This window comes from Curtobacterium sp. PhB25 (assembly GCF_004365375.1).
GTDB lineage: Bacteria > Actinomycetota > Actinomycetes > Actinomycetales > Microbacteriaceae > Curtobacterium.
Window position 1 is genome coordinate 181,359 of the sequence record NZ_SODR01000007.1, and the last position, 26,981, is coordinate 208,339.

Annotated in this window: 31 protein-coding genes; 10 read left to right on the forward strand and 21 right to left on the reverse strand. The window is 70.2% G+C overall.

Going from position 1 to position 26,981, the window contains the following annotated elements; genetic code table 11:
- Nucleotides 1–94: 94 nt before the first annotated feature.
- Nucleotides 95–673 carry a TetR family transcriptional regulator C-terminal domain-containing protein gene (locus EDF51_RS14640; protein WP_165901146.1) on the reverse strand — a complete coding sequence of 193 codons (579 nt, stop codon included), beginning with the start codon at nucleotides 671–673 and terminating at the stop codon, nucleotides 95–97.
- Nucleotides 674–769: 96 nt separating this feature from the next.
- Here EDF51_RS14640 and EDF51_RS14645 point away from each other — a divergent pair, with 96 nt between their 5' ends.
- Together EDF51_RS14645 and EDF51_RS14650 are read left to right on the forward strand one after the other, a co-directional pair.
- Nucleotides 770–1,084, forward strand: a complete 315-nt coding sequence (locus EDF51_RS14645) for a multidrug efflux SMR transporter (protein ID WP_134195455.1) — start codon at nucleotides 770–772, stop codon at nucleotides 1,082–1,084.
- Nucleotide 1,085: 1 nt separating this feature from the next.
- Nucleotides 1,086–1,457, forward strand: a complete 372-nt coding sequence (locus EDF51_RS14650; protein WP_134195457.1) for a multidrug efflux SMR transporter — start codon at nucleotides 1,086–1,088, stop codon at nucleotides 1,455–1,457.
- A gap of 231 nt (nucleotides 1,458–1,688) precedes the next feature.
- Here the strand turns inward: EDF51_RS14650 and EDF51_RS14655 are convergent, their stop codons facing one another.
- Both EDF51_RS14655 and EDF51_RS14660 read right to left on the reverse strand, forming a co-directional pair.
- Nucleotides 1,689–2,828, reverse strand: a complete 1,140-nt coding sequence (locus tag EDF51_RS14655) for a CE1758 family FMN-dependent luciferase-like monooxygenase (protein WP_123339972.1) — start codon at nucleotides 2,826–2,828, stop codon at nucleotides 1,689–1,691.
- A gap of 85 nt (nucleotides 2,829–2,913) precedes the next feature.
- Entirely contained in the window at nucleotides 2,914–3,813 is a 900-nt protein-coding gene (locus EDF51_RS14660; protein WP_131844768.1) for a phosphatase PAP2 family protein, read from the reverse strand.
- A 238-nt stretch (nucleotides 3,814–4,051) separates the two neighbouring features.
- Here EDF51_RS14660 and EDF51_RS20000 point away from each other — a divergent pair, with 238 nt between their 5' ends.
- Complete coding sequence (locus tag EDF51_RS20000) at nucleotides 4,052–4,501, forward strand: DUF4383 domain-containing protein (RefSeq protein WP_165901145.1); 450 nt, start codon at nucleotides 4,052–4,054, stop codon at nucleotides 4,499–4,501.
- Between the two features lie 101 nt (nucleotides 4,502–4,602).
- Here the strand turns inward: EDF51_RS20000 and EDF51_RS14670 are convergent, their stop codons facing one another.
- The 12 genes from EDF51_RS14670 to EDF51_RS14725 form a co-directional block, all read right to left on the reverse strand.
- The gene (locus EDF51_RS14670; RefSeq protein WP_131844769.1) at nucleotides 4,603–5,937 is read right to left on the reverse strand and encodes an AAA family ATPase; all 1,335 of its coding nucleotides are present in this window, start codon (nucleotides 5,935–5,937) and stop codon (nucleotides 4,603–4,605) included.
- On the reverse strand, nucleotides 5,934–7,871 hold the full coding sequence (locus tag EDF51_RS14675) for a cytochrome c oxidase assembly protein (RefSeq protein WP_131844770.1): 1,938 nt from the start codon (nucleotides 7,869–7,871) through the stop codon (nucleotides 5,934–5,936). Before EDF51_RS14675 ends, EDF51_RS14670 begins: the two co-directional genes overlap by 4 nt.
- Before the next feature lie 175 nt (nucleotides 7,872–8,046).
- Complete coding sequence (locus EDF51_RS14680; RefSeq protein ID WP_111085379.1) at nucleotides 8,047–8,334, reverse strand: HU family DNA-binding protein; 288 nt, start codon at nucleotides 8,332–8,334, stop codon at nucleotides 8,047–8,049.
- Nucleotides 8,335–8,612: 278 nt separating this feature from the next.
- Complete coding sequence (gene rpsN, locus EDF51_RS14685) at nucleotides 8,613–8,918, reverse strand: 30S ribosomal protein S14 (RefSeq protein WP_111085378.1); 306 nt, start codon at nucleotides 8,916–8,918, stop codon at nucleotides 8,613–8,615.
- A 2-nt stretch (nucleotides 8,919–8,920) separates the two neighbouring features.
- Nucleotides 8,921–9,091 carry a 50S ribosomal protein L33 gene (rpmG, locus tag EDF51_RS14690; RefSeq protein WP_017886456.1) on the reverse strand — a complete coding sequence of 57 codons (171 nt, stop codon included), beginning with the start codon at nucleotides 9,089–9,091 and terminating at the stop codon, nucleotides 8,921–8,923.
- Nucleotides 9,091–9,327: a 50S ribosomal protein L28 gene (gene rpmB, locus EDF51_RS14695; RefSeq protein WP_111085377.1), complete on the reverse strand. Its 237-nt coding sequence runs from the start codon at nucleotides 9,325–9,327 to the stop codon at nucleotides 9,091–9,093. The genes rpmG and rpmB overlap by 1 nt, the downstream gene beginning before the upstream one ends.
- Before the next feature lie 230 nt (nucleotides 9,328–9,557).
- A complete protein-coding gene (locus tag EDF51_RS14700; RefSeq protein WP_134195459.1) occupies nucleotides 9,558–10,250 on the reverse strand; it encodes an alpha/beta hydrolase in 693 nt (230 codons plus the stop codon).
- Nucleotides 10,251–10,260: 10 nt separating this feature from the next.
- A complete protein-coding gene (locus EDF51_RS14705) occupies nucleotides 10,261–10,704 on the reverse strand; it encodes a transcriptional repressor (protein ID WP_123293457.1) in 444 nt (147 codons plus the stop codon).
- Nucleotides 10,701–11,672 carry a metal ABC transporter permease gene (locus tag EDF51_RS14710; protein WP_243649777.1) on the reverse strand — a complete coding sequence of 324 codons (972 nt, stop codon included), beginning with the start codon at nucleotides 11,670–11,672 and terminating at the stop codon, nucleotides 10,701–10,703. The genes EDF51_RS14705 and EDF51_RS14710 overlap by 4 nt, the downstream gene beginning before the upstream one ends.
- Nucleotides 11,672–12,517 (reverse strand): ATP-binding cassette domain-containing protein, encoded by an 846-nt coding sequence (locus tag EDF51_RS14715; protein WP_123293829.1) that lies wholly within the window; start codon nucleotides 12,515–12,517, stop codon nucleotides 11,672–11,674. The genes EDF51_RS14710 and EDF51_RS14715 overlap by 1 nt, the downstream gene beginning before the upstream one ends.
- 47 nt (nucleotides 12,518–12,564) lie before the next feature.
- The gene (locus EDF51_RS14720) at nucleotides 12,565–13,476 is read right to left on the reverse strand and encodes a zinc ABC transporter substrate-binding protein (RefSeq protein WP_131844772.1); all 912 of its coding nucleotides are present in this window, start codon (nucleotides 13,474–13,476) and stop codon (nucleotides 12,565–12,567) included.
- Nucleotides 13,477–13,603: 127 nt separating this feature from the next.
- Nucleotides 13,604–14,869 carry a PTS transporter subunit EIIC gene (locus EDF51_RS14725; protein WP_123672150.1) on the reverse strand — a complete coding sequence of 422 codons (1,266 nt, stop codon included), beginning with the start codon at nucleotides 14,867–14,869 and terminating at the stop codon, nucleotides 13,604–13,606.
- Between the two features lie 178 nt (nucleotides 14,870–15,047).
- Here EDF51_RS14725 and EDF51_RS14730 point away from each other — a divergent pair, with 178 nt between their 5' ends.
- Nucleotides 15,048–15,284: a PTS transporter subunit EIIB gene (locus EDF51_RS14730; protein ID WP_071293232.1), complete on the forward strand. Its 237-nt coding sequence runs from the start codon at nucleotides 15,048–15,050 to the stop codon at nucleotides 15,282–15,284.
- Complete coding sequence (locus tag EDF51_RS14735; protein ID WP_123293454.1) at nucleotides 15,281–15,733, forward strand: glucose PTS transporter subunit IIA; 453 nt, start codon at nucleotides 15,281–15,283, stop codon at nucleotides 15,731–15,733. The genes EDF51_RS14730 and EDF51_RS14735 overlap by 4 nt, the downstream gene beginning before the upstream one ends.
- Nucleotides 15,734–15,831: 98 nt before the next feature.
- Here EDF51_RS14735 and EDF51_RS14740 read toward each other — a convergent pair whose 3' ends face one another.
- The 6 genes from EDF51_RS14740 to EDF51_RS14765 form a co-directional block, all read right to left on the reverse strand.
- The gene (locus tag EDF51_RS14740) at nucleotides 15,832–16,566 is read right to left on the reverse strand and encodes a GntR family transcriptional regulator (RefSeq protein ID WP_123293453.1); all 735 of its coding nucleotides are present in this window, start codon (nucleotides 16,564–16,566) and stop codon (nucleotides 15,832–15,834) included.
- Nucleotides 16,567–16,695: 129 nt separating this feature from the next.
- Nucleotides 16,696–17,277 carry a GNAT family N-acetyltransferase gene (locus EDF51_RS14745; RefSeq protein WP_166673566.1) on the reverse strand — a complete coding sequence of 194 codons (582 nt, stop codon included), beginning with the start codon at nucleotides 17,275–17,277 and terminating at the stop codon, nucleotides 16,696–16,698.
- A gap of 159 nt (nucleotides 17,278–17,436) precedes the next feature.
- The gene (locus EDF51_RS14750) at nucleotides 17,437–19,038 is read right to left on the reverse strand and encodes a dihydrolipoamide acetyltransferase family protein (protein WP_131881944.1); all 1,602 of its coding nucleotides are present in this window, start codon (nucleotides 19,036–19,038) and stop codon (nucleotides 17,437–17,439) included.
- A 46-nt stretch (nucleotides 19,039–19,084) separates the two neighbouring features.
- Nucleotides 19,085–20,044, reverse strand: a complete 960-nt coding sequence (locus tag EDF51_RS14755) for an alpha-ketoacid dehydrogenase subunit beta (protein WP_131881952.1) — start codon at nucleotides 20,042–20,044, stop codon at nucleotides 19,085–19,087.
- A gap of 86 nt (nucleotides 20,045–20,130) precedes the next feature.
- Nucleotides 20,131–21,267, reverse strand: coding sequence for a thiamine pyrophosphate-dependent dehydrogenase E1 component subunit alpha (locus tag EDF51_RS14760; RefSeq protein ID WP_111087051.1), 1,137 nt, complete (start codon nucleotides 21,265–21,267; stop codon nucleotides 20,131–20,133).
- A gap of 23 nt (nucleotides 21,268–21,290) precedes the next feature.
- Nucleotides 21,291–22,370 (reverse strand): histidinol-phosphate transaminase, encoded by a 1,080-nt coding sequence (locus tag EDF51_RS14765; RefSeq protein WP_134195463.1) that lies wholly within the window; start codon nucleotides 22,368–22,370, stop codon nucleotides 21,291–21,293.
- Between the two features lie 50 nt (nucleotides 22,371–22,420).
- On the opposite strand from EDF51_RS14765, the gene EDF51_RS14770 reads away from it, so the two are divergent.
- The 5 genes from EDF51_RS14770 to EDF51_RS14790 all read left to right on the forward strand — a co-directional run bounded on the left by EDF51_RS14770 (nucleotide 22,421) and on the right by EDF51_RS14790 (nucleotide 26,973).
- Nucleotides 22,421–22,819, forward strand: a complete 399-nt coding sequence (locus tag EDF51_RS14770) for a phage holin family protein (protein WP_123293450.1) — start codon at nucleotides 22,421–22,423, stop codon at nucleotides 22,817–22,819.
- 47 nt (nucleotides 22,820–22,866) lie between these two features.
- The gene (locus EDF51_RS14775) at nucleotides 22,867–23,379 is read left to right on the forward strand and encodes a low molecular weight protein-tyrosine-phosphatase (RefSeq protein WP_111087056.1); all 513 of its coding nucleotides are present in this window, start codon (nucleotides 22,867–22,869) and stop codon (nucleotides 23,377–23,379) included.
- Complete coding sequence (gene purB, locus EDF51_RS14780) at nucleotides 23,376–24,761, forward strand: adenylosuccinate lyase (RefSeq protein WP_123672158.1); 1,386 nt, start codon at nucleotides 23,376–23,378, stop codon at nucleotides 24,759–24,761. Before EDF51_RS14775 ends, purB begins: the two co-directional genes overlap by 4 nt.
- 134 nt (nucleotides 24,762–24,895) lie before the next feature.
- Nucleotides 24,896–26,161, forward strand: coding sequence for a hypothetical protein (locus EDF51_RS14785; protein ID WP_131922120.1), 1,266 nt, complete (start codon nucleotides 24,896–24,898; stop codon nucleotides 26,159–26,161).
- A gap of 2 nt (nucleotides 26,162–26,163) precedes the next feature.
- Nucleotides 26,164–26,973, forward strand: coding sequence for a L,D-transpeptidase family protein (locus tag EDF51_RS14790; protein WP_243648943.1), 810 nt, complete (start codon nucleotides 26,164–26,166; stop codon nucleotides 26,971–26,973).
- The last annotated feature ends 8 nt before the right edge of the window (nucleotides 26,974–26,981 follow it).

The following is a 26,981-nucleotide window of genomic DNA, read 5'->3' on the forward strand; positions in this document are numbered from 1 at the left end:
TTGCTCGCTCGGTGCAGGCCTGGAGCGCCGCACGGAGCCACCAACGACGCACGGGTTCGCGAACCCGGCACCGTGCGAGCGCGACGGGCCGCAGTCAGACCCGGGCGATGCCCGCCACGTGCCGATCGAGGGTGTCGATCGCCCACGAGGCGTCACCCCCGGGATCGACCCGCACGATGTGCATCGCGAGCCCGTCCACCAGGGCGTGCAGCCGCCGGGTCTCGTAGGGCACGTCGGCGTCCGGCACCCCGAGCGCCCGCAGGATCCGCCCGCACCACTCCCGCATCTCGTCGACGACCCGGTCGTGGAACGGCCGGAGCTCGGCGTCGGTCAGCGCCGCCGTGCCGAGGCCCAGGTAGACGTCGAGCTCGATGCGTCGCTCCTCGTCGAGGGGCAGGAGCTCGAGCAGGACCGCGTGCGCGTACGCCGTGCCCCGCAGGTCCGCGGGCACGGCGTCGATCCGGGCCGCGGTCGCGTCGAACACGAGCTCGAGCGCGTGCGACCGGACGCTCGCCTGGGTCGGGAAGGTGTAGCGGACGGTGCTCGGCGGCAGTCCGGCCTCCGCCGCGACGTTCCGGACGCTCAGCGCCCCGAGTCCGTCGCGGGCGAGCACCCGGCACGCCGCTTCGGACACGGTGCGGCGCCGCTGCTCGACGTCCATGCTCCTGGCCACCACGCCATACTCGCACAGTCGTACGAACTCGTGTTAGCGTCGAGGTCGTTGTCGCACAGTCGTGCGACTATGCGACCGAACGAAGGGAACATCGTCATGGCATGGGTCATCCTCGTGCTGAGCGGCGTGCTCGAGGCCGTCTGGGCCACCGCGCTGAGCGCCTCGAACGGCTTCAAGAAGGTCGTGCCGACGATCGTGTTCATCGCCAGCATGGCGCTGAGCATGGTGGGGCTCGCGTTCGCGATGAAGTCGATCCCGGTGGGCACCGCCTACGCCGTCTGGGTCGGCATCGGCGCCTCGCTGACGGTCGTCGTGTCGATCCTGCGCCGACAGGAAGCCGCGTCGCTCGCACGCCTCGGCCTCGTGTTCGGCCTGGTCGCCTGCGTCGTCGGCCTCAAGGTGGTGAGCTGAGGTGGCCTGGATCGTCCTGTTCCTCAGCGCCACGCTCGAGACCGTGTGGGCGACCGCCCTCGGCGAGAGCGACGGCTTCACCCGACCCGGCCCGACCGTCGTGTTCGCGATCACGATCGTGATCAGCCTCGTCGCCTTCGGCTACGTCCTCAAGCACATCCCGATCAGCACCGCGTACGCCGTGTGGACCGGCACCGGTGCAGCCCTGACGGTGCTGTGGGGCATGGCCACCGGCGCCGAGCCCGTCACCGTGCTGCGCGTGCTGTTCATCGCCGGGATCGTCGGCTGCGTCGTCGGCCTGAAGCTCGTGCCGGCCCGTCCGGTCACCGAGCCCGCCTCCCCGCTCGCGAAAGCGACAGATCTCCGCCGATGATCGGCGGGCAACTGTCGCTTTCGCGAAGGTGACGGCAGCGCCATCCGCAGGACTGTCGCTTTCGCGACTCGCGCCGTGGACGGGCGCCGAGACGGACTGGAGGCCCGGTGCCAGCTGGCGCCGTCCCTCCCGTCCGCACGTGGTCGCGCCCACCCCGCATGGTGAGCAGAAAAGGTCGGGTCTCCTCGCGGGACCCGACCGTTCCTGCTCACGAACCGAGCGCTGGGAGCGTCAGACGGAGGCGCCCGTCCACTCGTCCTCGGCGGCGACGTGGTCGCTGCCGACCGTGCCTGCGGCGAGCGCTGCGGCGGCGCGCTCCGTGTGGCTCGGCGGGTTCGACGGTACGTCGGACGGACGGCCCTCGTCGTTCAGCTTGCGCAGCTCGGGGACGATGTCCGTGGCCAGGATGTCGATCTGCTCGAGCACGGTCTTGAGCGGCAGCCCGGCGTGGTCGACCAGGAACAGCTGGCGTTGGTAGTGGCCGACGTGGTCCTTCATGGCCGCGTACCGGTCGATGACCTGCTGCGGCGAACCGACCGTGAGCGGGGTCTGGGCGGCGAAGTCCTCCATCGAGGGGCCGTGACCGTAGACCGGGGCGTTGTCGAAGTAGGGCCGGAACTCGTTGACCGCGTCCTGCGAGTTCTTCCGAGCGAAGAACTGCCCGCCCAGACCGACGATCGCCTGGTCGGCACGGCCGTGACCGTAGTGCTCGAAGCGCTGGCGGTACAGCCCGACCATCTGCTCGGTGTGCTGGATCGGCCAGAAGATGTTGTTGTGGAAGAAGCCGTCGCCGTAGTACGCGGCCTGCTCCGCGATCTCGGGCGTGCGGATCGAGCCGTGCCAGACGAACGGGGGCACGCCGTCGAGGGGGCGCGGCGTCGAGGTGAAGCCCTGCAGCGGCGTGCGGAACTTGCCCTGCCAGTTCACGACGTCGTTCTCCCAGAGCTGGCGGACGAGCGCGTAGTTCTCGATCGCCAGGTTGACGCCCTGGCGGATGTCCTGCCCGAACCACGGGTAGACCGGGCCGGTGTTGCCGCGACCCATCATGAGGTCCATGCGGCCGTCGGAGATCACCTGGAGCATCGCGTACTCCTCGGCGATGCGCACCGGGTCGTTCGTGGTGATGAGCGTGGTGCTCGTCGAGAGCGTGATGTCCTTCGTCTTCGCCGCGAGGTAGGCCAGCAACGTGGTCGGCGACGAGGCGACGAACGGCGGGTTGTGGTGCTCGCCGGTGGCGAAGACGTCGAGTCCGGCCTGGTCGGCGTGCTGCGCGATCGTGAGGATGTCACGGACGCGCTGCGTGTCGTCCGGCGTGGTGCCGGTCGTGGGGTCGGTCGTGACGTCACTGACCGTGAAGATGCCGAACTGCATGATGCGCCGCCTTTCGCGATATCGATGCGTTTGCATCGACTTGCTCGGTACAACGTAGCGTACGCCGGTGCATTCCCACCAGGCGTCAGCGCGCTGCGGGCAGTGCTGCGGGGTCGGTCCGGGCCGCGTGGTGCATGCCGTCGAGGAACCACACCGCGGTCACCACCGCCAGGACGCTCGCGCTCGAGGCCAGTCGTCCGGCCATCAGGATCGCGGCGTGGTCGTGAGCGCCGTCCCCCGTCAGGCCGACGACGAGCGCGGCGACGCCGACAGCCAGCGTGACCCCGGTGGCGACGAGCAGGACGACGCTGACCACCCGACGCGGTCCCCGTCGGCCGTCCCGGTCACCTCGGAGTCCACGGTCGACCCTCGGCCCGAACGCCCGGACGACGCCGAGCCAGAACATCGCGATCGCGCACGCCCCGATGATGTCGCTCACCCGGTGCCAGCCGTAGACGACCGTCTGGTTGGCGACGAAGACCGCGTAGGCGGCACCGAGCAGGGTGACGATCGGCCGGAAGCGACGGGGCGTGACCATCAGGACGGCGAACAGTGCGGCCAGCGCGATGGTCGCGTGCCCCGAGGGGAACGAGTTCGGCGTCGTCGACTGGGCGATCTCCGGGCGCTCGGCGATACGCTTGACGAGCGTCGAGGTGGCCGCCGACGCGAGCACCACTGCACCCGCGCCGAGCCCCACCGAGAGCCGTCGCCTGGCGAACGCCACCGCGACGATCACGACAACGAGCAACAGGATCACCGGCACCGAGATGACGTTGAGCGCAGTGTCCGAGCTGAACAGGTCGGACTCACGGACCCCGCCGAGCGCGGCGTCCTCCATGCGCTGCCCCACCGGCGTCAGCACCGCGGCCGCGTAGACGGAAGGCACGATCACGAACCCCAGAGCCGCCAGCACACCCCACCGCAACCGCCGCGAGACGCTCGGTCCACGCGACTCCGGTGCATTGCGCTCGGGTGTCAAGGTCACCGGGCTGGTCCTCCTCGGAGTGGTCGTCGTCGGTCTCGTCGCACGCCTGGTGACGGCGCTGCGATTCGGACGGTCGGGGTCGGACACGATACCGTTGGCTCACCGGCCGGAGGCTGGGAACCGCGCGGCCGTCACCCGCGGATCCCGCGCTGTGCCGCTCAGTGCCGCGCCGCTCAGTCCGGCGGGCACCGCCGGACTGACGCACGTCGCGTCGGCAGTGTACGAGGAGGAGACCGAAGTGGCCATCAAGGAACCGGGCATCACCGCCTCACCGAACCGCGGGCTCGCGCTCACGGTCGGTGGCGTCCTCGCACTCTGGGGCATCCTGGGCTTCTTCTTCGCCGCCGACGGCGACCCCGGCTTCTTCAGCCGCCAGGGCGGGATGCTCTGGAACGCCTTCGGGGTGAACCCGCCGCTCGCTCTCATCTGGGTGCTGCTCGCCGCGGTCCTGCTCATCACCGGGCTCGGCACCACCATCGGTTCGCGGAACGGCAACCTGGTCGTCGGCGCCGTGCTCGTGGTGCTGGCGGTCTACGGCTTCGTCTTCGTCAACACCTCGGCGAACATCTTCGCGCTGAACACCACCGACAACGTGTTCCACGCGATCGTCGGGGTCATCCTGCTGCTGACGGCGCTCGGTGCCGACAAGGAGAACCTCCGCGCGCTGCGTGCGGCGGCTCGCGCCTGACGCACCGACACGCTCCCCGACGCCCGTCTGCCGCTCCGGCAGGCGGGCGTCGTCGTGTGTGCGGAGCGAGTGCGTGACTGGAGCGTGCGTGCGCGGGTGCGTCAGGCGTCGTCGTCGGAGTCGTCGGGGTCGTCGTCCGGCTCCGGCTTCCGGGCTTCGAGTGCCGTCGCGACGATGCGCGGCGCCTCGGACATGAAGCGTCGGACGTCCGTGTCGACGATGATGTCCTGCGGCCGCAGCGGCCGGGTGAGGTACAGGCCCTCGAGCGAGGTCAGGCGTGACAGCGCGACGTACGTCTGTCCGGCGCTGAACACCCGGTTGCCCAGGTCGACCACCGCGCGGTCGTAGGTGCTGCCCTGCGACTTGTGGATCGTCACCGCCCAGGCGAGTCGCAACGGGAACTGCTGGAACTCACCGACGGTGTCCTTCTTGAGTTCCTTCTTGTCGGCGTCGTAGGAGTACTTGAACTTCTCCCACACCGACGGCTGGACCTCGAACGATTCTCCGTCGACGTCGACCCAGACCGTGTCGCGGATCGCCGTGACGATGCCGAGCGTCCCGTTCACCCACCGCTGGTCGGCGTCGTTGCGCAGGAACATCACGTGCGCACCGGGCTTGAGCTCGAGGGCTTCGTCGGCCGGGAAGTTCCGCCCGCCGAAGTCACCGTTGACGTCGGCCTTCGCGGTCTTCACCTTGCCGGGCAACCGTTCGAGCGCCGCCTTGTTGATGCGCGCGACGGTGTCGTTCCGGGTGGCGAGGGTGATGGCGTCGTCGGGCGAGGGCCGTGCGCCCGCGGTGTTCAGCTGGTCGGCGATCTCGGCGGTCACCCGGCCGTGCCGCACCGCCGTGAGCATGGCGGCGAAGGCGTCGTCGCGCTGGCGGTGCACGGTGGCGAGCTCGATGATGTTCAGCTTCGCCTCGAGCCAGACCTTGGCATCGAAGAACCACATCGACCGGTAGTGGTCGGTGAAGTAGGCGCGTTCGTCGGCACCGCCCGGGACCGGCGGCAACTGGTACGGGTCGCCGAACATGACCACCTGCACTCCACCGAACGCCTCGAACTGCCGCCCGCGGGCCTTGCGGAGCGAGCGGTCCATCCCGTCGAGCAGGTCGGCGTTCACCATCGAGACCTCGTCGATCACCAGGGTGTCGATGGTGTTCAGGAGCTTGCGGGTGTCCGGTCCCTGGCGCAGCTCGGCATCGGCGATGAGCCCGATCGGCAGGCGGAACAACGAGTGGATCGTCTGGCCACCGACGTTCAGGGCCGCGACCCCGGTCGGTGCGCAGATCACGACCTGCTTCTCGGTGTTCCACGACAGGTGGTTGAGCAGGGTCGACTTGCCCGTGCCGGCACGACCGGTGATGAAGACGTGGTCACGGGTGTGCTCGATGTACTCGAAGACGGCCCGCTGCTCGTCACTGAGCTCGACGCTCATCGTGCGTCCTGCTCGAGGGTGCGCGCGTCCGCTCCGAGCGTGCGAGCCGGTGATCCAGCACGCCGCAGCTGCACGAGCACCACCACGACGACCGCCACCAGGAGCAGCACCCCGGCGACCACGAGCACGAGCCCACCACGGGCCTGGTCGACGAGCGGATCGGGCCCCCAGGTCCGCCCCATCGCCCCGAACCACGACGCCTGCAGCAGTCCGAGCGGCCCGCGCATCGCGACGCCGAGCGACACCGCTCCGGCGGCGACGACCGCGGCCCCGACGATCCGGACGATCGCTGCTGCGCGGGTCGGGTACTGCTGGCCGGCCGCGACCGGTGCGAAGAGCGTCGGCATCGCCAGGAGCCCGACGAGCAGGAAGCCCACGTCGATGACCGTGCGCCCCGTGGAGTCGCTCACCGACCACCGGACGGCGTCGGTTGCGAAGTACGCCCACCACACCGCTGCGGCGAGCAGGAACGCCGGGAAGGGCTGCACCAGGTAGCGGACCGCGGCGTTGTCGACCAGCACACCGGTCCACTCGCGCACGCCGGTGCTGTCGTCGTCGCGCGGGTGCACCGCGGCCCGGATGAGCACGACGGGAGCCGCCGCCCACGCGAGCGCCGGCACGACGAGACCGAGCAGCACGTGCGCGCCGACGTTCGCCGAGACCAGGAAGCGGTCGTACTGGTGCAGCGACCCCGACGTCGCGACCACGAGGCACACGATCGCGAGCGCAGCAGCCACCGAGCGGCGCACCGGCCAGTGCACGCCGCCCCGACGCAGCCGGACGACCCCCGCGACGTAGGTGACGGCGAGCAGGACGGCGGCCATCAGCCAGAACAGGTCGAGGTTCCACTGCGTCAGCCAGCCCCACGCCCCCGGCGCGTGCGGCAGCCGGTCGTCGGTGAGGAACTCGGCCGGGCTGGGGTCGGTGGTCTTGCTCGGGGCGAGCTGGTCGGTCGGTGTCGCCGTGCGTCCGAGTGCGGCGGCGAACCCCGAGGCGATCCCCATCACCCCGAGTTCGACCACCACGAGGGTCCAGAACGGACGGTGTCGGGCGGGGACGGCGGTCAGGGCACGGATCGCGCGTCGCCGCTGCACGGCACCGAGGATCCCGATGGCCACGATCGCGCCGATCTTGACGAGCACGAGGACGCCGTACGGGGTGAACAGGTTCGACAGGGCGCCGACACGGATCTGCGCGGACGCGGTGCCCGACACGGCCACGAGCACGAAGCAGGCGAGCGCGATGCTCGAGTAGCGCGAGACGACCACGGCCAGGCGGTCGCCCGGCAGCACGCCGCGCAGGAGGACGAGCATCAGCAGTCCACCGACCCAGAGCGCTGCGCCGATCAGGTGCAGGCCGAGCGCGGTCACCGCCGCGTCGTGGCTGGCGGTGCCGGCTGCGTGGCCCTGCTGCGCGAGCGGGATGAGGCCGATCATCGCGACACCCGTGGTAATGGCGACCATGCCGCGCGAACGGACGGCGAAGCAGAGGACGGTGACGGCTGCGGCGACGAGGACGGTCACCAGCCAGGCGAGCCCGAGGTCCGTGCCGGTGAGGAACACCCCCATCGACTGCCCGAACTGCTCGTCGATGCTGATCTTCGAGCCGGCGACGCTCAGGAACGTGAAGAACGTGGCGACGGCGGACGACACCGTCCAGACACCGCTGGCGGCCGCCGCGACGTCGATGGCACGGTTCCACTCCGGGCCGGAGCGCGAGAGTCCGACGGTGGCCAACGCGAGGCCGCCGATCGTCGCAGCGGCGGACAGGTCCACGACCAACCGGGAGATCGGCAGACCGAACCGGACCAGGGCACCAGGGTCCGCGATCAGGGCTGCGTCGGCGCCACCGCCGATGACGAGCGCAGCGAGCAGCGCCACGAACCCGACGAGCAGGAGCACGGCGGGACCGGCGATGCGCACGATCCGATTCACCCGTCAAGCCTAGGCGGTGCCCACCCGGCCACCGAACCGGCCGGGCCGACCTGTGGGAACCGGCACGGGCCTCCCGGTCGACGCAGCGCGACGAACGCGACCCGACGCACCGAACGCACCCTGGGAACGACGAAAGGGACGGCCGAAGCCGTCCCTCCCGATGCGCGGAACAGTCTTACTTGACCGCAGCCTTGAGCTTCGAGCCGGCGCTGACCTTGACCGAGTCGCTCGCGGCGATCTCGATGGCCTCACCCGTCTGCGGGTTGCGGCCGGTGCGGGCGGCGCGGTGCGTCTTCTCGAAGGCGATCCAACCGGGGATCGTGACCTTCGTGCCGTCCGCGACGGACGACGAGACGACGCTGAAGAGCGCGTCGACGACGCCGTTGACGGTGGCCTGGCTCTGGCCGGACTCGGCGGCGACGGCAGCGACGAGCTCGGTGCGGTTCAGTGACTTGTCAGCCATGGATGTCCTCCTCGGACTTCTTGCAGTATCGGTCGGACGGACGTGCCGTCCGGCGCCCGGAGCGGTTGCCCCGTGCCACGGTGCCAGTGGGCCGAGGGCCCGGCGGAACCGGAGTTGAACCTACCAGCCACATCGGACGTTTTCAGCCGACTCGCCCGGATTTCCGGGCTTGTCGCGGGTCCAACGGGGCAGATGTGACCCCTGAGGCACCCTTGTACCCCGGACACAGCGAACGCCCCGCCACCAGGAGGTGACGGGGCGTCGGGTACTGCGAGTGCTTACCAGGAGCTCTTCGTGATGCCGGGGAGCTCTCCACGGTGGGCCATGTCGCGGAAGCGGACACGGCTGATGCCGAACTCACCCAGGTGGCCACGGGGGCGGCCGTCGATCGCGTCGCGGTTGCGGTAGCGGATCGGGGATGCGTCGCGGGGCAGCTTCTGCAGGCCCACGCGAGCGGCCTCACGCGACTCGTCGGAGCCGTTCGGGTCCACGAGGGCCTTCTTCAGCTCGAGACGACGCTCGGCGTAGCGCGCGATGATGACGGCACGCTGATTGTTCTTCGCGATCTTGCTCTTCTTCGCCATGCTTAGCGCTCCTCACGGAAGTCGACGTGCTTGCGGATCACCGGGTCGTACTTCTTCAGCACGAGACGGTCGGGGTTGTTCCGACGGTTCTTCTTGGTCACGTACGTGAACCCGGTGCCCGCCGTCGAGCGGAGCTTGATGATCGGACGGATGTCCTGACCCTTTTTCGCCATCAGATCTTCTCCCCACGGGCGAGGACGTCCTTGACGACGGACTCGATGCCCCGTGCGTCGATGACCTTGATGCCCTTAGCGCTGACGTTGAGCGTCACGTTGCGACGCAGCGACGGCACGTAGTACGTCTTCTTCTGCACGTTCGGGTCGAAGCGGCGCTTCGTCCGGCGGTGCGAGTGCGAGATGTTGTGACCGAAGCCGGGAACGGCGCCGGTCACCTGGCACACTGCTGCCATGGTTTCCTCCTGAGGTACCGTGCGACCGGACGGCCGCACCCAAGTTCACTTGCCTGGTGCGCACGCGCAGGACCACCGGAGTGGTGCATGCGAGGGGGTTGTGCACACCGCCCAGGCCCGCAGCCCCTGTCGAAGGGGGAACGGACACCACGCGACCGCGGCGTTCGCGACGGTCGGAGGGCTTGGAACAACGGGTCCACCACGCGGACGTGGAGGACCAAGGGAAGAGCTTACGCGAGCTCCGGGCGTGTCGCAAGCGCACGCACCATGAGCTCGCCGAGTTCGCGCGGCGCCGTGAACATCGGCCAGTGTCCGGTCTCGAGTCCGACGATGCTGAGTTCCTCGGTCTCGACGAGTTCCGCGGCCCAGGTCTGGTGGTCGGCCACCATCGTCGCGAGCTCGGTCGCCGGGATCTCGCAGGTGATCACCGTCGCCGGGATCGTGTGGCGGGCGGCGTCGGCGTAGTGGAACCGGTCGGACGGCACGGCGGCCGGCTCCGGGATCGCGCGGTGCTCGAAGGACTCCCGCAACGCCGGGGTCATCCCGCGCACCGTGGCCGGCTCCCAGACGTCCCACGACGGCAGCGGCACCACACCGTCCACCACGGGCAGTTCGTCGTTCACGCAGCCGCCGGCGGGACCGGGGAACGTGTCGACGTAGAGCAGGTGTGCGACGAGCGAGGGCCGCTGGTCGGCGGCCATGTACGCGATCGGTCCGGCACCGGAGTGTCCGGCGATCACGACGGGCTCGTCCGGGCTGGCGACGTCGTCCAGGCGCTCCACGAGCGCCGCGACCTGCTCGTCGAGCGTGTCGCCGTCGCGGGTGATCGCCTCGACCGTGTGGCCCGCCTGCAGCAGCACCGGGGCGACGTCGTCCCACGCGCTCGCATCGAGCCAGAACCCGGGGACCAGGATGACGTGCATGGCGCGGACGCTACTCGCCGTCGGCGTCGCCGGTCCGCGGTCCGGCTGCGGCGGCAGATGCCGTGCACACCGCGCACTCGCCGAAGATGTCGACGACGTGGCTGGCGTTCGTGAACCCGTTGGCGGCGGCGACGTCCTGCGCCCACTGCTCGACGGGGTCCGCCTCGATCTCGACGGTCCGGCCGCAGTTCCGGCAGATCAGATGGTGGTGGTGCGCGTCCGTCGTGCACGCCCGGTACAGCGATTCGCCGTCCTGCTGCAACGAGTCGGCGTCACCCTCGGTCGCCAGGTCGGCGAGCGCCCGGTAGACGGTGGCGAGGCCGATGGTCGAGCCCTCGTCCCGCAGGTGCTGGTGCAGCGCCTGCGCGCTGACGAACCCCTCGGTGGAGTCGAGGGCACCGCGCACCGCTTCGCGCTGCCACGTGTTCCGCTTGACCTTCTGCACGGCGTTCATGCTGGTGCACCCACCTTCGTTTCGGCTGACGTTCCGGAACCGGTTCCGGCTCCGGTTCCGGTTCCGTTCGTTCCGGACGGGAGGCCCGGTGTGCCCCCGCCACGCTGGTCGCGGCGGACGACCCGGTCGCGTCCACGGCGGTCGCGCCGGGCCCCGACGATCCGACAGACCACCCAGATCGCGAACGAGATGGTCGTCACGTAGGGGCTGATCGGCAGTCCGCCGCCGAGTGCCAGCAGGATGCCACCGACGACCGACACCACGGCGAACACCGTGGACAGCACCGGCACCACGACCGGGTGCGAGCTGAGCCGCAGTGCCGCAGCGGCCGGGGTGACGAGCAGCGACAGCACGAGCAGGGCGCCGACGATCTGCACCGACACCGCGGTGGCCAGGCCGAGGACGAGCATGAACACGATCGCGAGCGTCCGCACCGGGACACCGGCGGCCGCGGCGACGTCGGGGTCGACGGACGCGAACATCAGCGGCCGCCAGATGACGAGCAGGGTCGCGACCACGATGGCGGCGATGACGATGAGGAACGTCAGCTGCGGGTTGTCCACCGACACGATCTGGCCGGTGAGCAGCCCGAACTTGTTGGCCGCACGTCCCTTGTAGAGCGCCAGGCAGAGAATGCCGAGCCCGAGACCGAACGGCATGAGCACGGCGATGATCGAGTTGCGGTCACGCGCCCTCGAGCCGAGCACCCCGATGAGCAGCGCCGCGATCACCGACCCGACGAGCGAGCCCGTGACGACGTTGACACCGAGCAGCAGGGACGCGCTCGCGCCGGCGAAGGACAGCTCCGAGATGCCGTGCACCGCGAAGGGCATGTTCCGGGCGACGACGAACGGGCCGATGAGCCCGCCGACGATGCCGAGCACCGCGCCGGCCCAGATCGAGTTCTGCACCAGGGCCACGAGCTCGCCGTAGTCCTGGAACGAGAAGACCGTCGACAGGACGTCCATCAGATCCGCCCTTCGTCCGACGCCGGGGCGTGCGGGTCGACCTCGCCGTGGTGGTGGTCGTGCGCGTCGTTCGCGCCGACGATGACGATGCGGCCCATCGTGCGGACGACGTCGACGGGGGTGCCGTACAGGTCGCTCAGCACGTCGGCGCGCAGGACCTCGTCGGGGGAACCGATCCGGAACCGGCCGCCGGCAATGTAGAGAACCCGGTCGACGACGTCGAGGATCGGGTTCACGTCGTGCGTCACGAAGAGCACCGCGGCACCCTGCTGCCGACGCTGCCGGTCGATGAGCTCGGTGACGCCCCGCTGGTGCCGCAGATCGAGTGAGATGAGGGGTTCGTCGCACAGCAGCAGTGCCGGGTCGGCGGCGATGGCCTGACCGACGCGGGTGCGCTGCTGCTCGCCGCCGGACAGCTCGGCCACCGGGGCGTCCGCGAACGCGGTGGCGCCGACCTCGTCGAGGATGCGGTCGATGCGGGCGCGGTCGGCCTTCGACGTCGGCAGGACGCCCCACCGGTGGCCCGTCACACCCTGCGCGATCATGTCCCGCGCGCGCAGGGGGGTGCCGGCCTCCATGAGTCGCTGCTGCGGGATGTAGCCGATCTTCCGGTGCCCACGACGGACGGGCTGGCCGAGGAACGACATCGTGCCGCTCGTCAGGCGCTGCTGCCCGAGCACCGTGCGCAGGAGCGAGGTCTTCCCGGCGCCGTTCGGGCCGAGGACCGCGACGAACTCCCCCGGCGCGATGTCCAGGTCCAGGTGTCCCCAGAGCTTCCGTTCGCCGAAGGACAGCCCGGCGTCGCGCAGGGCCAGGACCGGACGGGCCGCAGCCCGGTCGTCCACCGAGGTGGTCGCCGGGCTGTCGGTCGTCGCTGCTGCGGTCGAGGTCGTCACTTCTGGAGCGCCGCCTGCACCGCGTCGATGTTCGCCTGCTGCCACGAGACGTAATCCTGCCCCTTGGGGAGCGTCTCCGTGACACCGACCACCGGGACGTCGTTCTGGTCGGCGGCCTTCTTGACCTGTTCGGTCTCGGCACTCGAGGTCTGGTCGTTGTAGGCGAGCAGCTCCACGCTCTTGCCACTGAACAGCGCGAGGGTGTCCTTGAGGGCTGCCGGCGGGACGTCGTCGCCCTCCTCGATCGCCTCGGAGAACGCTTCGGGGGTGACGTTGTCGAGACCGATCGCGTCGAAGAGGTAGCCCGGCACCGGCTCGGTGTACGCCACCTTCTCGCCGTCGTACGTCTTCTTCAAGTCGGCGGTCTGGGACTCGAGGCCCTCGAGTTTCGTCGTGAGCGCGTCGGCGTTCTTCTCGAACGTGGTCTTGTCGCCCGCGTCGAGCGCGGACAGGCGCTTCGTGACGTCGTCGACCAGCTTCACCATCGTCGGGTAGCTGTAGAACACGTGCTCGTTGAACTCGGCGTCGCCACCCTTGTCCAAGCCCGAGAGCTTCACGACGTTGATGGTGTCGGCCTTGGTGTCCGAGGCGTCGGCGAGCGTGGTCATGAAGTCGTCGTACCCGCCGCCGTTCTCGATGAGCAGGTCGGCCTTCGACACCGCGAGCTGGGTTCGGGCGCTCGACTCGAACGAGTGCGGGTCCTGCGAGGGGTCGTTCAGGATGCTCGTGACCGACACCTGGTCGCCGCCGATCGACTGGACGATCGAGCCGTAGACGTTGGTCGAGGCGACGACGGCGATCTTCCCGTCGCTGCTGGCGTTGCCCGAGGCCGAGGAGGTCGCGCAGCCCGTCAGGGCGAGCGCGGCGGCGCCGGCGACGAGCGGGAGGGCGAGGAGGCGGTTGTGCATGCTCCGACGGTAGCGCTTGCTGATAACGATTGTCAAAACCGGTATCAGCGCTCTGGTGGTGACGACAGACGGACAGGAGGCGCGGAGCCAGCTGGCACCGCGCCTCCTGTCCGTCACGTGGTGACGTCTACGGCTTGGTGGCCGCGTCGATCGTGTTCTCGGCGATCGTGTCCTCTTCACGCCCGGGCGTGCGGAGGTTCCACTTCTTGATCACGAAACTGAACAGGAAGTAGTACACGACCGCGTAGCCGAGGCCGATCGGGATGAGCCAGATCGCTCCGTCCGCCTTGCCGAAGTTCAGCACGTAGTCGATCGCACCGGCCGAGAACGAGAACCCGTCGTGGATCCCGAGTGCGTTGACCAGCGCCAGCGACGTCCCGGTGAGCACCGCGTGGATGATGTACAGCGGGAACGCCACGAACATGAACGAGTACTCGAGCGGCTCGGTGATACCGGTCACGAACGAGGTGAGGGCGGCCGAGAGCATGATGCCGCCGACGAGCTTGCGGTTCTGCGGCTTGGCGTTGCGCCAGATGGCGAGCGCACCGGCCGGCAGCGCGAACATCATGATCGGGAAGAAGCCGGCCTGGAAGATGCCGGCGGTCGGGTCACCGGCGAGGAAGCGCGCGATGTCGCCGTGGTAGGTGACCCCGCCCGAAGTGAAACTGCCGAGCTGGAACCACGGGAAGAAGTTGAGCAGCTGGTGCAGCCCGATCGGGATGAGCATGCGGTTGACGAACCCGAAGATGCCGCCACCGATGACGGCGTTGTCGGCCACGGCCTGGCCGGCGGCGGTCAGCGCGATGTCGAAGTAGCGGTACACGAAGGACATCAGGACGGCGATGACCAGACCAGCGACCGCGGTCAGGATCGGGACGAGGCGACGGCCGGAGAAGAACCCGAGGAAGTCGGGCATCTTCGTGCGGTGGAACTTCTCCCACATGACCGCCGAGACGAGGCCCATCACGATGCCGCCGAGGACACCGAAGTTGATGGTGGCCTGGTCGCCGTTGGCGTCCTTCACCCCGGCCAGGACGATCGGCGACATCGCCGCGAACACCTGGTACATGACCATGTAGCCGACGACGGCCGCGAGCGCGGTCGTGCCGTCCGACTTCTTCGCCCACCCGATCGCGATGCCGACCGCGAAGAGCAGCGGCAGCCAGGTGAACACACCGTTGCCCGCGGCGGCGATGATCGTCGCGCCCTGCTCGAAGCCGGGGATCGCGCCGAGCATGTCGGACTGGCCGAGGCGCAGCAGGATGCCCGCGGCGGGCATGACCGCGATCGGCAGGAGCAGGCTCCGTCCGAGGCGCTGGGCTTGCGCGAACAGCCGGGACTGCTTCTTCGGCTTCTTCTTCTCCGGCACGTCCGTGGCAGTGGTGGCGCTCATCGGAGGTCCTCTCGTCATTGGGTGGAGCTGTCGGGGTGAGTTGAGTCGTGCAGCCAGCGCAGGTAACCTCGGCGGTGTCGCCAGGTCCGGTCCTGTCCGGTCATGACCAGTTCCGTAGTCTGAACCGAGACCGGTCCCGTGTCAACCTGGTACGAAAACCCTTAACGAGGAGGAAACGATGGCCGACATCAAGGCAGCCGACATCATCGCCGCGCTCGGCGGTGCCGACAACATCGAAGAGGTCGAGGGCTGCATCACGCGCCTCCGTGTCGAGGTGGAGGACGGCGACCTCGTCGACAAGGCCGCGCTGCAGGCTGCGGGCGCCCAGGCCGTCGTCGGCGGCGGCACCGGCTGGCAGGTCATCGTCGGCACCATCGCCGACAACCTCGCGCAGGACATCCAGGACGAACTGTGACGGCGGTCCGCACGCCGTTCGCCGGCCCGGTCGTCGCCCTCGCTGACGTGCCGGACCCGGTGTTCGCCGGCCAGCTCGTCGGCGCCGGTGTGGCCGTCGACCCGACGGGCGTCGAGGGCGCGGTCACCGCGGTGGCCCCGGTCGACGGCACCATCGTGAAGCTGCACCCGCACGCGTTCGCCCTGCAGGGCTCGGCGGGCACGGACGTCCTCGTGCACGTCGGCATCGACACCGTGAAGCTGTCGGGCGAGGGCTTCGAGCTCCTCGCCACCGAGGGCTCGACGGTCACGGCCGGCGACCCCGTCGTCCGGTTCACCCCCTCGGTGATCTCGGCCGCCGGCTACTCGCCGATCTGCCCGGTCGTGGTGCTCGGCTCCGCGCCGGACACCGTCGACCAGGGCACGGTGGGCACCTCGGTGCTCGACGGTGACACCCTGTTCGAGGTCTGACCCGGGCGCACCCCGGTTCTTCCCCGGTCCTTCCCGCCGAAGCGACTGTGTACCGCGAACTGCTCGCGGCACACAGTCGCTTTCGCGTTCGTGCCGGACTACGCGACCGCCGGGGTCGCGGTGACCTCCATCTGCACGCGGTAGCGGTCCGAGCGGTACCAGCTGCGGGTGTGCTCCACGGGGCGCTCCCCCGCGTACGACACCCGGTCGAACTCGAGCACCGGAGCACCGGTCTTCGTGCCGAGCAGGGTCGCGACGTCGTCGGCGGCCGGGTTCGCGGCCACCGTCTGCTGTGCCCGGTCGATCGGGGTGCCGTACTCGTTCGCGATGATCGAGTACACCGACCCGGACAGGTCGTGGTCGAGCAGGCCCGGGAACGCATCGGCCACGAGCCAGGCGTCGTCGATCGACACCGGAGCGCCGTCCGCCATCCGGAGTCGCTTCACGTGGAAGGCCGACACCTCGGCGTCGAGCCGCAGCGCCGCCACGGTGTCACTCGGCGGCACACGTTCCTCGCGCACCAGCACAACCGTGGTCGGGACGTGGCCCATCGCGCGCATCTCCTCGGTGAACGACGCGAGGTGCAGCGTCGACTGCACGGGGCGGTGCGCCACGAACGTGCCCTTGCCGCGCACGCGCTCGAGGTAGCCCTCGTTGACGAGCTGCCCGAGTGCCTCGCGCACAGTGATCCGTGAGACGCCGTACTCGGCGATGAGCTGGCGTTCGGACGGGATCGCGGCGCCGGGGGCCAGACGGGCGGTAGCGAGGTCGAGCAGGATGCGCCGCAGCTGCTGGTGCTTCGGTTCGGCACCCTCGGTGATGCGGCTCGTCATGCGTCCCTCGTGCTCCGTTGCTGGTCCTGGGTGGTGGTCATGCGCGGACATGACCAGTTCCCATCACAGTAGCGAGTCGACCTCGGAACGCCAACGTGCGTGACGTTCCGCGTGGACCGGCGGGAGGGTTCAGGCGTTGCGGACGAGCCAGGCGAACTGTTCGTCGGAGAGCAGCCGGTCGGTCCAGACCTGCCCCTCGACCCCCGCGGCGGACGACGTCTGCACCCCGGGAGCCCCCTGCCACACGAGTGACAGCCCGGCACGACGGAGCACCGCGGCGGACGCGGGGTTGTTCGTGAGCACGCGACCCGTCACGGGGACGTCCGGCGCGGTCTCGCCGGCGGCTCGCACGGCAGCGAGGGCGATCTCGGACGCGAAGCCCTGCCCCCAGGCCGCGGGAGCCAACCGGTACCCGAGGTTCCAGACCCCACCGGCGGTCATGTCGACCCCGCCGACCCCGACGAACACGTGGTCTGCAGCCGTGCGGACGGCCCACGAACCGAGTCCGTGTCGGGCCCGACCACCGATCTTCCGCTGCACCAGGTCCACGCTCGAGCTCCGGGCGACGTGCCGTCCGCTCGGCAGGTGCTGCCAGGTGCGGGCGTCAGCGAACACCGCGTGCACGTCGTCGATGTCGGCCGGCGTGAGCGGGGTGAGCAGGAGGCGATCCGTTCGGATCTCCTGCGAGGGGGTCAGGAGCTGGTGGACCATGCCCCGATCATCCCCCGCACCACCGACATCCGTGTGAACACCACGCGACGATTGCGGAAGGCCGCAGATGGTGAGCAGAAATGGTCGAGTGGCTCGAAGCCACCCGACCATTTCTGCTCACGAAGCGGAACGACCGACGCGCCGGCCCCTGAACGCCACTCAGTCGAGCAGGAGCGCCGGCTCCTCGAGCACCGAGGCCACGTCGTGCACGAACCGCGATGCAACGTCGCCGTCGACGACGCGGTGGTCGAACGAGGCGCCGATGGTCGTCACCATTCGCGACCGGACCTCGCCGTCGACGACCCACGGCTTCGGCTTGATCGTGCCCATGGCGACGATGGCGACCTCGCCCGGGTTGAGGATCGGGGTCCCGGTGTCCATGCCGAACACGCCGATGTTCGTGATCGAGACCGTGCCGTTCGCCATCTGCTTCGGCGTCGTCTTGCCGTCACGGGCGGTGAGGGTGAGTTCCTCGAGCGCCTGCGCCAGCTCGAGCAGCGACATGTCCTGCGCGTCCTTGATGTTCGGCACGATGAGCCCGCGCGGGGTCGCTGCGGCGATGCCGAGGTTCACGAAGTGGTGGACGATGATCTCGCGATCGGTCCAGGTGGAGTTCACCGAACGGTTGCGGCGGACGGCCCAGATGACGGCCTTCGCCACGATGAGCAGCGGCGAGACCTTGACGCCGGCGAACGTCGGCGACGCCTTCAGCCGCTTGACGAACTCCATCGTGTGGGTCGCGTCGACGTCGACGAACAGCGACACGTGCGGTGCGGTGAACGCCGAGGTGGTCATCGCGGTCGCGATGGCCTTGCGGACGCCCTTGACCGGGATCGTCTCGCTGCGCACCTCACCCCACTCGGGCGTCTCGATGTTGCGGAAGACGCTGGCCTGCTTCGCGTGCCGGATGACGTCGTCGCGGGTGACCTCGCCGGCGAACCCGGTCGCGACGATCTCGGTCAGCTCGACACCGAGGTCCTTCGCGAGCTTCCGGATCGGCGGCTTCGCGAGCACGTTGGTCGCGAGGGTCTGCTTGCGCGCGGGCGCGGAGGCCAGACCGGCGATCGCCTCGGCGGTGGTGTCCTCACCGGGATCGCTGGCCGCTTCGGCCGCTGCTTGCGCATCCACACTGGAGGCACGGCTCGCCTCGGCCGCGAGGGCTGCGGCCCGGCGGGCGCCCGGCTTGCGACGCGACGGCGACGAGGTCGCCGAGCCGTAGCCGACGAGGACGGCGCCGGAGGACTCGTCCGTCCCGACGACGGAGGCGCTGTCGGCGACGGGCTGCACCGATGCTTCCGGTGCAGCTGTGGGCGCGGCAGCGACGACGGGAGTAGGTGCAGCAGCAGGCGCCGGGGCCGCCGCGGGGACGGGCTGGGTCTGCGCGACCGGAGCCACCGGGGCGGGCGCTGCCGGCGGGGTCGGGGCGACCACGGGCGAGGTCGGGACGCTGTCGGCGACCGGTGCCGGGCCTCCCGACTGAGCAGCTGGAGCGGCGACCGGCGCACCGGACGCGACCGACGCGTCGGACTCGACACGGATGATCGGCTTGCCGACCTCGACCGTGTCGCCCTCGGACACGAGCAGCCCCGTGACGGTGCCGGCGAACGGCGACGGCAGCTCGACGAGCGACTTCGCGGTCTCGATCTCGACCAGGACCTGGTCGACGGTGATCTCGTCCCCGATCGCGACGCGCCACTGCACGATCTCGGCCTCGGTGAGGCCTTCGCCCACGTCGGGCAGGGGGAATTCGGCGACGGCCACTTACGGCTCCTTCGGCGTTCGGACGAGTTGGGTCAGTCGAGCTGGATCAGTACGCGAGGGCGCGGTCGACGGCCTCGAGGACGCGGTCGGCGTCCGGCAGGTGCAGGTGCTCCAGCTTCGAGACCGGGAACGGGATGTCGAACCCGGACACCCGCAGCGGCGGCGCCTGCATCGTGTAGAACGCCTTCTCGGCGACCGTGGCGGCGATCTCGCTGCCGACACTGACGAAGCCGGACGCCTCTTGCGCGATGACGAGGCGACCGGTCTTGCGGACCGAGGTGAGGATCGGGTCCCAGTCGATGGGCGAGATCGAGCGGAGGTCGATGACCTCGCAGCTCGTGCCCTCGGACTCGGCGAGCTCGGCGGCCTGCATGAGGGTCGCGACCATCGCACCGTGGCCGACGAGGGTGACCTCGGTGCCGGTGCGTGCCACGCGCGTGGTGTGCATCGGGACGTGTCCGTCGACGAGGTCGACCTGGCCCTTGGGCCAGTAGCGCGACTTCGGCTCGAGGAAGATCACCGGGTCCTTCGAGGCGATGGCCTCTTGGATCATCCAGTAGGCGTCGTTCGGGGTGCTCGGGCTGACCACGCGCAGACCGGGGGTGTGCGCGAAGTACGCCTCGGGCGACTCCTGGTGGTGCTCCACGGCGCCGATGTGGCCGCCGTAGGGGATGCGGATGACGACGGGCAGCGACATGTGCGCCGGCAGCCGGTTCGCCATCTTCGCGAGCTGCGAGGTGATCTGGTCGAAGCCGGGCCACACGAAGCCGTCGAACTGGATCTCGACGACCGGGCGGTAGCCGCGCAGGGCGAGGCCGATCGCGGTGCCGATGATGCCGGCCTCGGCGAGCGGGGTGTCCCGCACGCGCTCGTTGCCGAAGCGGTCCTGCAGGCCCTCGGTGATGCGGAAGACACCGCCGAGCTGGCCGATGTCCTCGCCCATCAGCAGGACCTTGTCGTCCGCCTGCATCGCCGCAGCGAGCCCGGCGTTGAGGGCCTTCGCCATCGGCAGGGTCGGGGTGGGGTCGCTCGGGACCTCGCCAGCGCCCGGGTGGGAGCGCAGCGTGTAGTCGAAGAGCTGCTCGGTGGTGCTCATGCGTGGGCGCCCCCTTCGAAGCCGGCCTCGTACTGTTCGAGCCAGGCCTTCTGCTCGGCGACCAGCGGGTGCGGCTCGCGGTAGACGTTGTCGAACATGACGTCGACGGACGGCGGGGTCAGCGCCACGGTGCGGCGGCGGACGTCGGCGGCGATGTCCTCGCCCTCTTCGTCAAACGCGGCGAACTGCTCGTCCGTCGCGCCCTTCGAGCGCAGGTACGCCTCGGAGCGGACGATCGGGTCGCGGCGGACCCAGTCCTCGAGCTCGCCGTCCGCGCGGTAGCGGCTCGGGTCGTCCGAGCTCGTGTGCGCGCCGATGCGGTACGTGTCGGCCTCGATGAAGGCCGGACCCTGGCCGCTGCGGGCGTGGTCGGTGGCGACGACCGAGGCCGTGTACGAGGCGAGGATGTCGTTGCCGTCGATCAGGACGCTCGGGATCCCGAAGCCGCGGGGACGGTCGACGAGCGGCGTCGGGGACTGCACCGACACCGGCACCGAGATGGCCCAGTGGTTGTTCTGCAGGAAGAAGACGACGGGGGCCTTGGTCGACGCCGAGAACACGTACGCCTCGTTCACGTCGCCCTGGCTCGTCGCGCCGTCGCCGAAGTAGACGATGGAGCACGCGTCACGGTCGGGGTCGCCCGTGCCGACGTCGCCGTCGAGCTTCTGACCGAGCGCGTAGCCCGTGGCGTGCAGGGTCTGCGAACCGATCACCAGGGTGGAGATGTGCGTGTTGCCGCGCTGGTCCGGGTCCCATCCACCGTGGGTCTGCCCGCGGTACATCGCGATGATCTCCATCGGCTCGACACCGCGCTGCATCGTGACGGCGTGCTCGCGGTATGAGGGGAAGACGTGGTCCTGGGCGCGCAGGGCGAAGGCGGAACCGGTCTGCGCCGCTTCCTGCCCGTGGCTCGGGACCCAGAGGCCGAGCTGGCCGGTCCGCTGCAGGTTGTGGCCGGCGTGGTCGAACCGTCGGGTGAGGACCATGCGGCGGTGCATCGCCAGCAGGGTCTCATCGGGGATCGCCCGCGCGGCGGCGGCGAACTCGGCGTTCTCGTCGGACTCCACGAACCGACCCTCGGGGTCGAGGAGCCGGACGGTGGTCGTCGCGGGAGCCGCGGCGCGGAATGACATGCGGGCCAGCGTAGCGGCAGGCATCAGTCGGCCACCTGGAGGTCCCCCACAAGCGAGCGGGCCGTTTCGAGGAGCGTTTCCACAGCCTCGTGCTCGCCGATCGAGATGCGGATGCCCTCCGGCGGGAAGGCCCGCACGATGATGCCGGCCTCCTCGAAGGCGGCGGCCGCGGCGACCGTGCGGTCCCCCGTCGGCAGCCAGACGAAGTTGCCCTGGGCGTCCGGCACGGCCCACCCCTGCTCGCGCAGCTCGGTGACGATGCGGTCCCGCAGCGCGGCGATCTCGGAGACCCGCTCGAGCAGTTCGCCCTCGCGTTCCAGGCTGGCCAGTGCGGCCGCCTGCCCCTGGGCCGTGACGGAGAGGGGGATCGCGCACGCGCGGACCGCCTCGAGCACGTACACCGGGCCGAGGGCGTAGCCGACGCGCAGCCCGGCGAGACCGTACGCCTTCGAGAAGGTCCGGAGGACGACCAGGTTCGGGTAGCGGGCCAGCAACGGGTGCCCGTGCACGGCGGCCTCGTCGGTGGCGAACTCGGCGTATGCCTCGTCGAGCACGACCAGCACGGACTGCGGCACCGCGGCCATGAAGGACGCGAACTCGGACTCGGTCACGATCGGGCCGGTCGGGTTGTTCGGCGTGCATACGATCACCATGCGGGTGCGGTCGGTGACGGCGGCGGCCATCGCATCGAGGTCGTGGCCGCCGTCCGGCCGGTTCGGCACCTGCACGCTCGTGGCGCCCGCGACGGTGACGACGCCGGGGTAGGCCTCGAACGACCGCCAGGCGTAGACGATCTCGTCGCCCGGACCGGAGATCGCACGGGCGAGCTCGTGCAGGATCGCGACGCTGCCGGGGGCGACGTGCACCTCGTCGGCGGTCAGCCCGAAGCGGTTCGCGAGCGCGGCGCGCACGGCCAGGGCGGTGGCGTCGGGGTAGCGGTTGAACGCGGTCTGCGCCTGCACGGCCTGGACCACCCCGGGGAGCGGGGGGAACGGGTTCTCGTTGCTCGACAGCTTGAAGGCGTCGTCGGCGGCCTGGCGTCCCTGCTTGTAGGCGGGGAGGACGGCGATCTCCGGCCGGATGTGCACACGCTCGTCAGTCACCGGTTCAGGTTACCGGCACGTGCGCGGGGACCGGAGGGCATCATGGGTGCATGCGATTCCTCGTCCGCCTCGTCGTCAACGCCGTGGCCCTCTGGCTCACCACGCTCATCGTCAGCGGCGTCTCCGTCACCGCGTTCGGCGACGGCGGGACCACGGCGACTGTGCTCACCTACCTGCTCGTGGCCTTCGTGTTCGGGCTCGTCAACGCCGTGATCGGCACGCTGATCCGGATCGTGGCGTTCCCGATCTACATCCTGACCCTCGGGCTGATCTCCTTCATCGTGAACGCGGTCCTGCTGCTCATCGTCGCGGGCATCTCGGACGCGTTCGGCTTCGGGCTCGAGGTCGAGTCGTTCGGCTGGGGCATCGTCGGCGCCTTCGTGCTCGCCGTCTTCGCCTGGCTGATCGGGCTGTTCGTCCGTCCGGTGCTGAACCGCCAGCGGGCGTGACGCGGACGGACCTCGCGGAGGAACCCTCCCTGCGTCATGATGTGACCATGGCCCCGGACGTCGACGCCCCGTTCCGCGTCTCGTTCGTCTGCAGTGGCAACATCTGCCGGTCCCCGATGGCCGGCGTGGTCTTCGCGCAGATCGCCGCGGACGCCGGGCTCGCCGACCGCTTCCACGTCGAGTCAGCAGGCACCGGTGACTGGCACGTCGGCGAACCGGCCGACGAGCGCACGATCGCAGCCCTCGCGGCACGCGGATACGATGGCAGCAGGCATCGCGCCCGTCAGTTCGACCCGGACCGGTTCCCGGACCTCGATCTGGTGGTCGCACTCGACCGCTCCCACGAACGCGTCCTGCGATCGTGGGCACCGACCATGGACGACTCCGCCAAGGTGACGCTCCTGCTGCGGTACGACGACGCCTGGCCCCAGCAGACCGACGTGCCGGACCCGTACTACGCGGACCGGCACGAGTTCGACCGAGTGCTCTCGACCGTCGAACGGGCCTGCCGGGCGCTCTTCCACCAGCTCGAGCCGGCCGTCCGTCAGGGAGCCCCATGACCCCCCTTCCCCCGCAGCCGATCAGCCCGCTCGACGGGCGCTACTACCCGATCGTGCACACGGTGGGCGAGCACCTCTCCGAGGCCGGACTCAACCGTGCGCGCATCGTGGTCGAGGTCGAGTGGCTGGTCTTCCTGACCGACCACGCGATGTTCACCACCTCGCCGCTCAGCGTCGACGACAAGGCCGCGCTCCGGCGCATCGTCGAGACCTTCGGCCACGACCAGATCGCCGAACTCGCCGAGATCGAGGCGACGACCCGCCACGACGTCAAGGCCGTCGAGTACTTCGTCCGCCGCCGGCTCTCGGAGCTCGGGCTGGACGCGATCGCCGAGCTCACCCACTTCGCCGCCACGAGCGAGGACGTCAACAACCTGTCCTACGCCCTGACCGTGCGCGACACCGTCGACCAGGTCTGGCTGCCGGCGTACCGTGCCGTGCTCGAGAAGCTGCGGACCCTCGCGGTCGAGCTGCGCGCCGTCCCGATGCTCTCGCACACGCACGGGCAGCCCGCGACCCCGTCGACGCTCGGCAAGGAGCTCGCGGTCGTGGTCTACCGGCTCGAGCGCGTCCTGGCCCAGATCGAGGGCGGCGAGTACCTCGGCAAGTTCTCCGGCGCGACCGGCACCTTCTCGGCCCACCTCGCCGCCGACCCCGAGGCCGACTGGCCGACGCTGTCGCGCGAGTTCGTCGAGGGCCTCGGGCTGACCTGGAACCCGCTCACCACGCAGATCGAGTCGCACGACTGGCAGGCCGAGCTGTACGACCGGATCCGGCACGCCAACCGCATCCTGCACAACCTGGCGACCGACGTGTGGACCTACATCTCGATGGGGTACTTCACGCAGATCCCGGTCGCCGGTGCCACCGGGTCGTCGACGATGCCGCACAAGATCAACCCGATCAAGTTCGAGAACGCCGAGGCGAACCTCGAGATCTCGTCGGCGCTGTTCTCCACCCTGTCCGAGACCCTCGTGACGAGCCGTCTGCAGCGCGACCTGACCGACTCGACCACGCAGCGGAACATCGGCGTCGCGTTCGGGCACTCGCTGCTCGCGCTCGACAACCTGCGCCGCGGCCTGGGCGAGATCTCGGTGAACGAGGCCAAGCTCGCCGACGACCTGGACCACAACTGGGAGGTCCTCGCCGAGGCGATCCAGACGGTCATCCGTGCCGAGGTCACCGCCGGGCAGTCGAACATCGAGGACCCCTACGCGATGCTCAAGGACCTCACCCGCGGCAAGCGGGTGACCCAGCAGGACCTCATCGTGTTCGTGAACGGTCTGGACATCTCGGACGGTGCGAAGGCCCGGCTGACGAACCTGACGCCGGCGACGTACACGGGCCTGGCGGACGAGCTGGTCGACCACCTCGACGTCTGACGCTGTTCACCTGCACGATGTGAACACTGTGCTCCAAAGGGGTGCGGAATCCTCATGAAGTCGGTAGGTTCGTTCCGCTGAGCATCGTCTCAGCACGGGGGCGTCACAGAGGACGACCCCTGTCCTCTGACCGGATGGATCTCCACACCGTGCTTCGTTCCCGCATCACCGCGGCCGCCGTCGGCGCCACCGTGCTCGGCGTCACCGCTGCGCTCGTCCCCACCGTCTCCACCGCGAACCAGACGACCACCGCCGCGTCGGCGATCGTGACCTGGACCGACTCGGCCGCCGACTTCACTGCGGCACCCGAGGGCACCGTCCCGCTGAACGACAAGTGGTACTGGGCGGCGCTGTCCGACCCGACCGCCGGCGGGGAGATCACCGACTTCGCGACGCTCGACGAGGACGGCCTGTCGGTCTCCGACGGCGAGGCCGTCGGCCTGGTCCGCGGCCTGACGAAGCCGGTGCCCGGCGGCGAGGTCGGGGCGCTCGCCTCCGGCCTCAGCACCACGACGACCGGGGCGACGAGCTTCGGCCTCGCGATCCAGGAGGGCGGCGACACCAGCGCCCAGACCGTCGTCTTCGCCACCGACGCCCGCAACACCGACGGTGTCAGCGACGGCCTCACCCGGTGGATCGACCCCGCCACCGGCGAGGTCGAGTCGACCTCGAAGCTCGCCACCGACCTGAAGGCAGCAGACGCCGAGGTCGTCGGCTACGTCGTCTACGTCGGCATCGACATCACCGCCGAGGTCCCCGGACCGCCCGCGACCGACGAACCGACCGAGACGCCGGCCCCGACCGAGACGCCCGCCCCGACCGAGACCCCGGCTCCGACCGAGACCCCCGCGCCCACCGAGACGCCGACGACCGCCCCGACGCCGCCGACCACCGAGGCTCCTGACGCGACCACCGCCCCCGGCGGCGAGCTGAAGAGCCTCGCCTCGCCGCTCGAGTCCGACGCCCAGGCCCTCGCCGCCGACGCCAGCGGTTCGATCTCGGCCCTGCGCATCGACGACACCACGACGTACTTCACGCCGCAGCCCACCGCGGCAGCACGTCTGCTCACCACCTCCGCCACGCTGACCGAGGCCACCACCACCGGTGTCCGCGTGCAGGGCTCGGGCTTCGCCCCGAACGAGGTCGTCACCGCTGCCGTCGGCGACGCAGCCGACGCCGTCGCGATCCCCGGCGTCCAGTTCCGCGCCGACGCTGAAGGCAACGTCTCCGGGACCATCGTCCTGCCCGCCGACCTCGTCGACTCGGCCGGCACCTACGTGCTCGGTCTCGTCGGCCTGTCGTCGGGGCAGACGGCCGCGACGACCCTCACCGTGACGGCCGACGCGGCCACGGCGCCGGTCGCCGTGCCGGTGCCCGGAACGGCGACCTTCACGGGCTGATCTTGCCGATCCTCCCGACCGAGCCACGGCGGCGCGCGACACTGATCGCCGCCGCCGTGGCCGTCGTCTGCGCCGGGGCGGTGGCGTTCGTCGCCCTCGGCCCCCTGTCGGCGGCCCCCGCGCCGACCCCGACACGGTCCGTCGCCGCGAGCGCGACGCCGACCCCCACGGCGACACCGGGCCCGACGCGCTCCGCAGGCCCCACCGATGCGGTCGACGCGCCCGCGAGCACGACCGTCGCGGCCGTCCGCGGTGACAGCGTGCCGGTCAGCCGTACGCCCGGTGGCGCGGCCACGACCACCCTGTCGAACCCGCAGCAGTCCGGCGCACCACTCGTCTTCCGTGTGGTCGACCAGCGGGACGGCTGGGCGCAGGTGCAGCTCGCAAAGCGTCCGAACGGCAGCACCGGGTGGGTCCCGACGAGCGCGGTCGCCCTCACCGAGGACCCGTACGCCATCGTGGTCACCCGCGCGGAGAACACGCTCGACCTGTACAAGGACGGCAAGGTCGTCGACAGCTACCCCGTCGCGACCGGCACCGGCGGCACCCCGTCACCGACCGGCCGCTTCGCCCTGACCGAGCTGCTCGCCCCGACGAACAGCGGCTACGGCCCGTACGCGTACGGCACGACGGCGTTCTCGGACGTCCTCAACTCGTTCGGCGGCGGCCCGGGCCAGATCGGCCTGCACGGCACCGACGACAGCTCGAGCATCGGGACCGCTGCCTCGCACGGCTGCATCCGCATGCACAACGCCGACATCAGCGCCCTGGCCGAGCTCCTGCCGCTCGGCACACCGTTCCAGGTGCGCTGAGCGCGTTT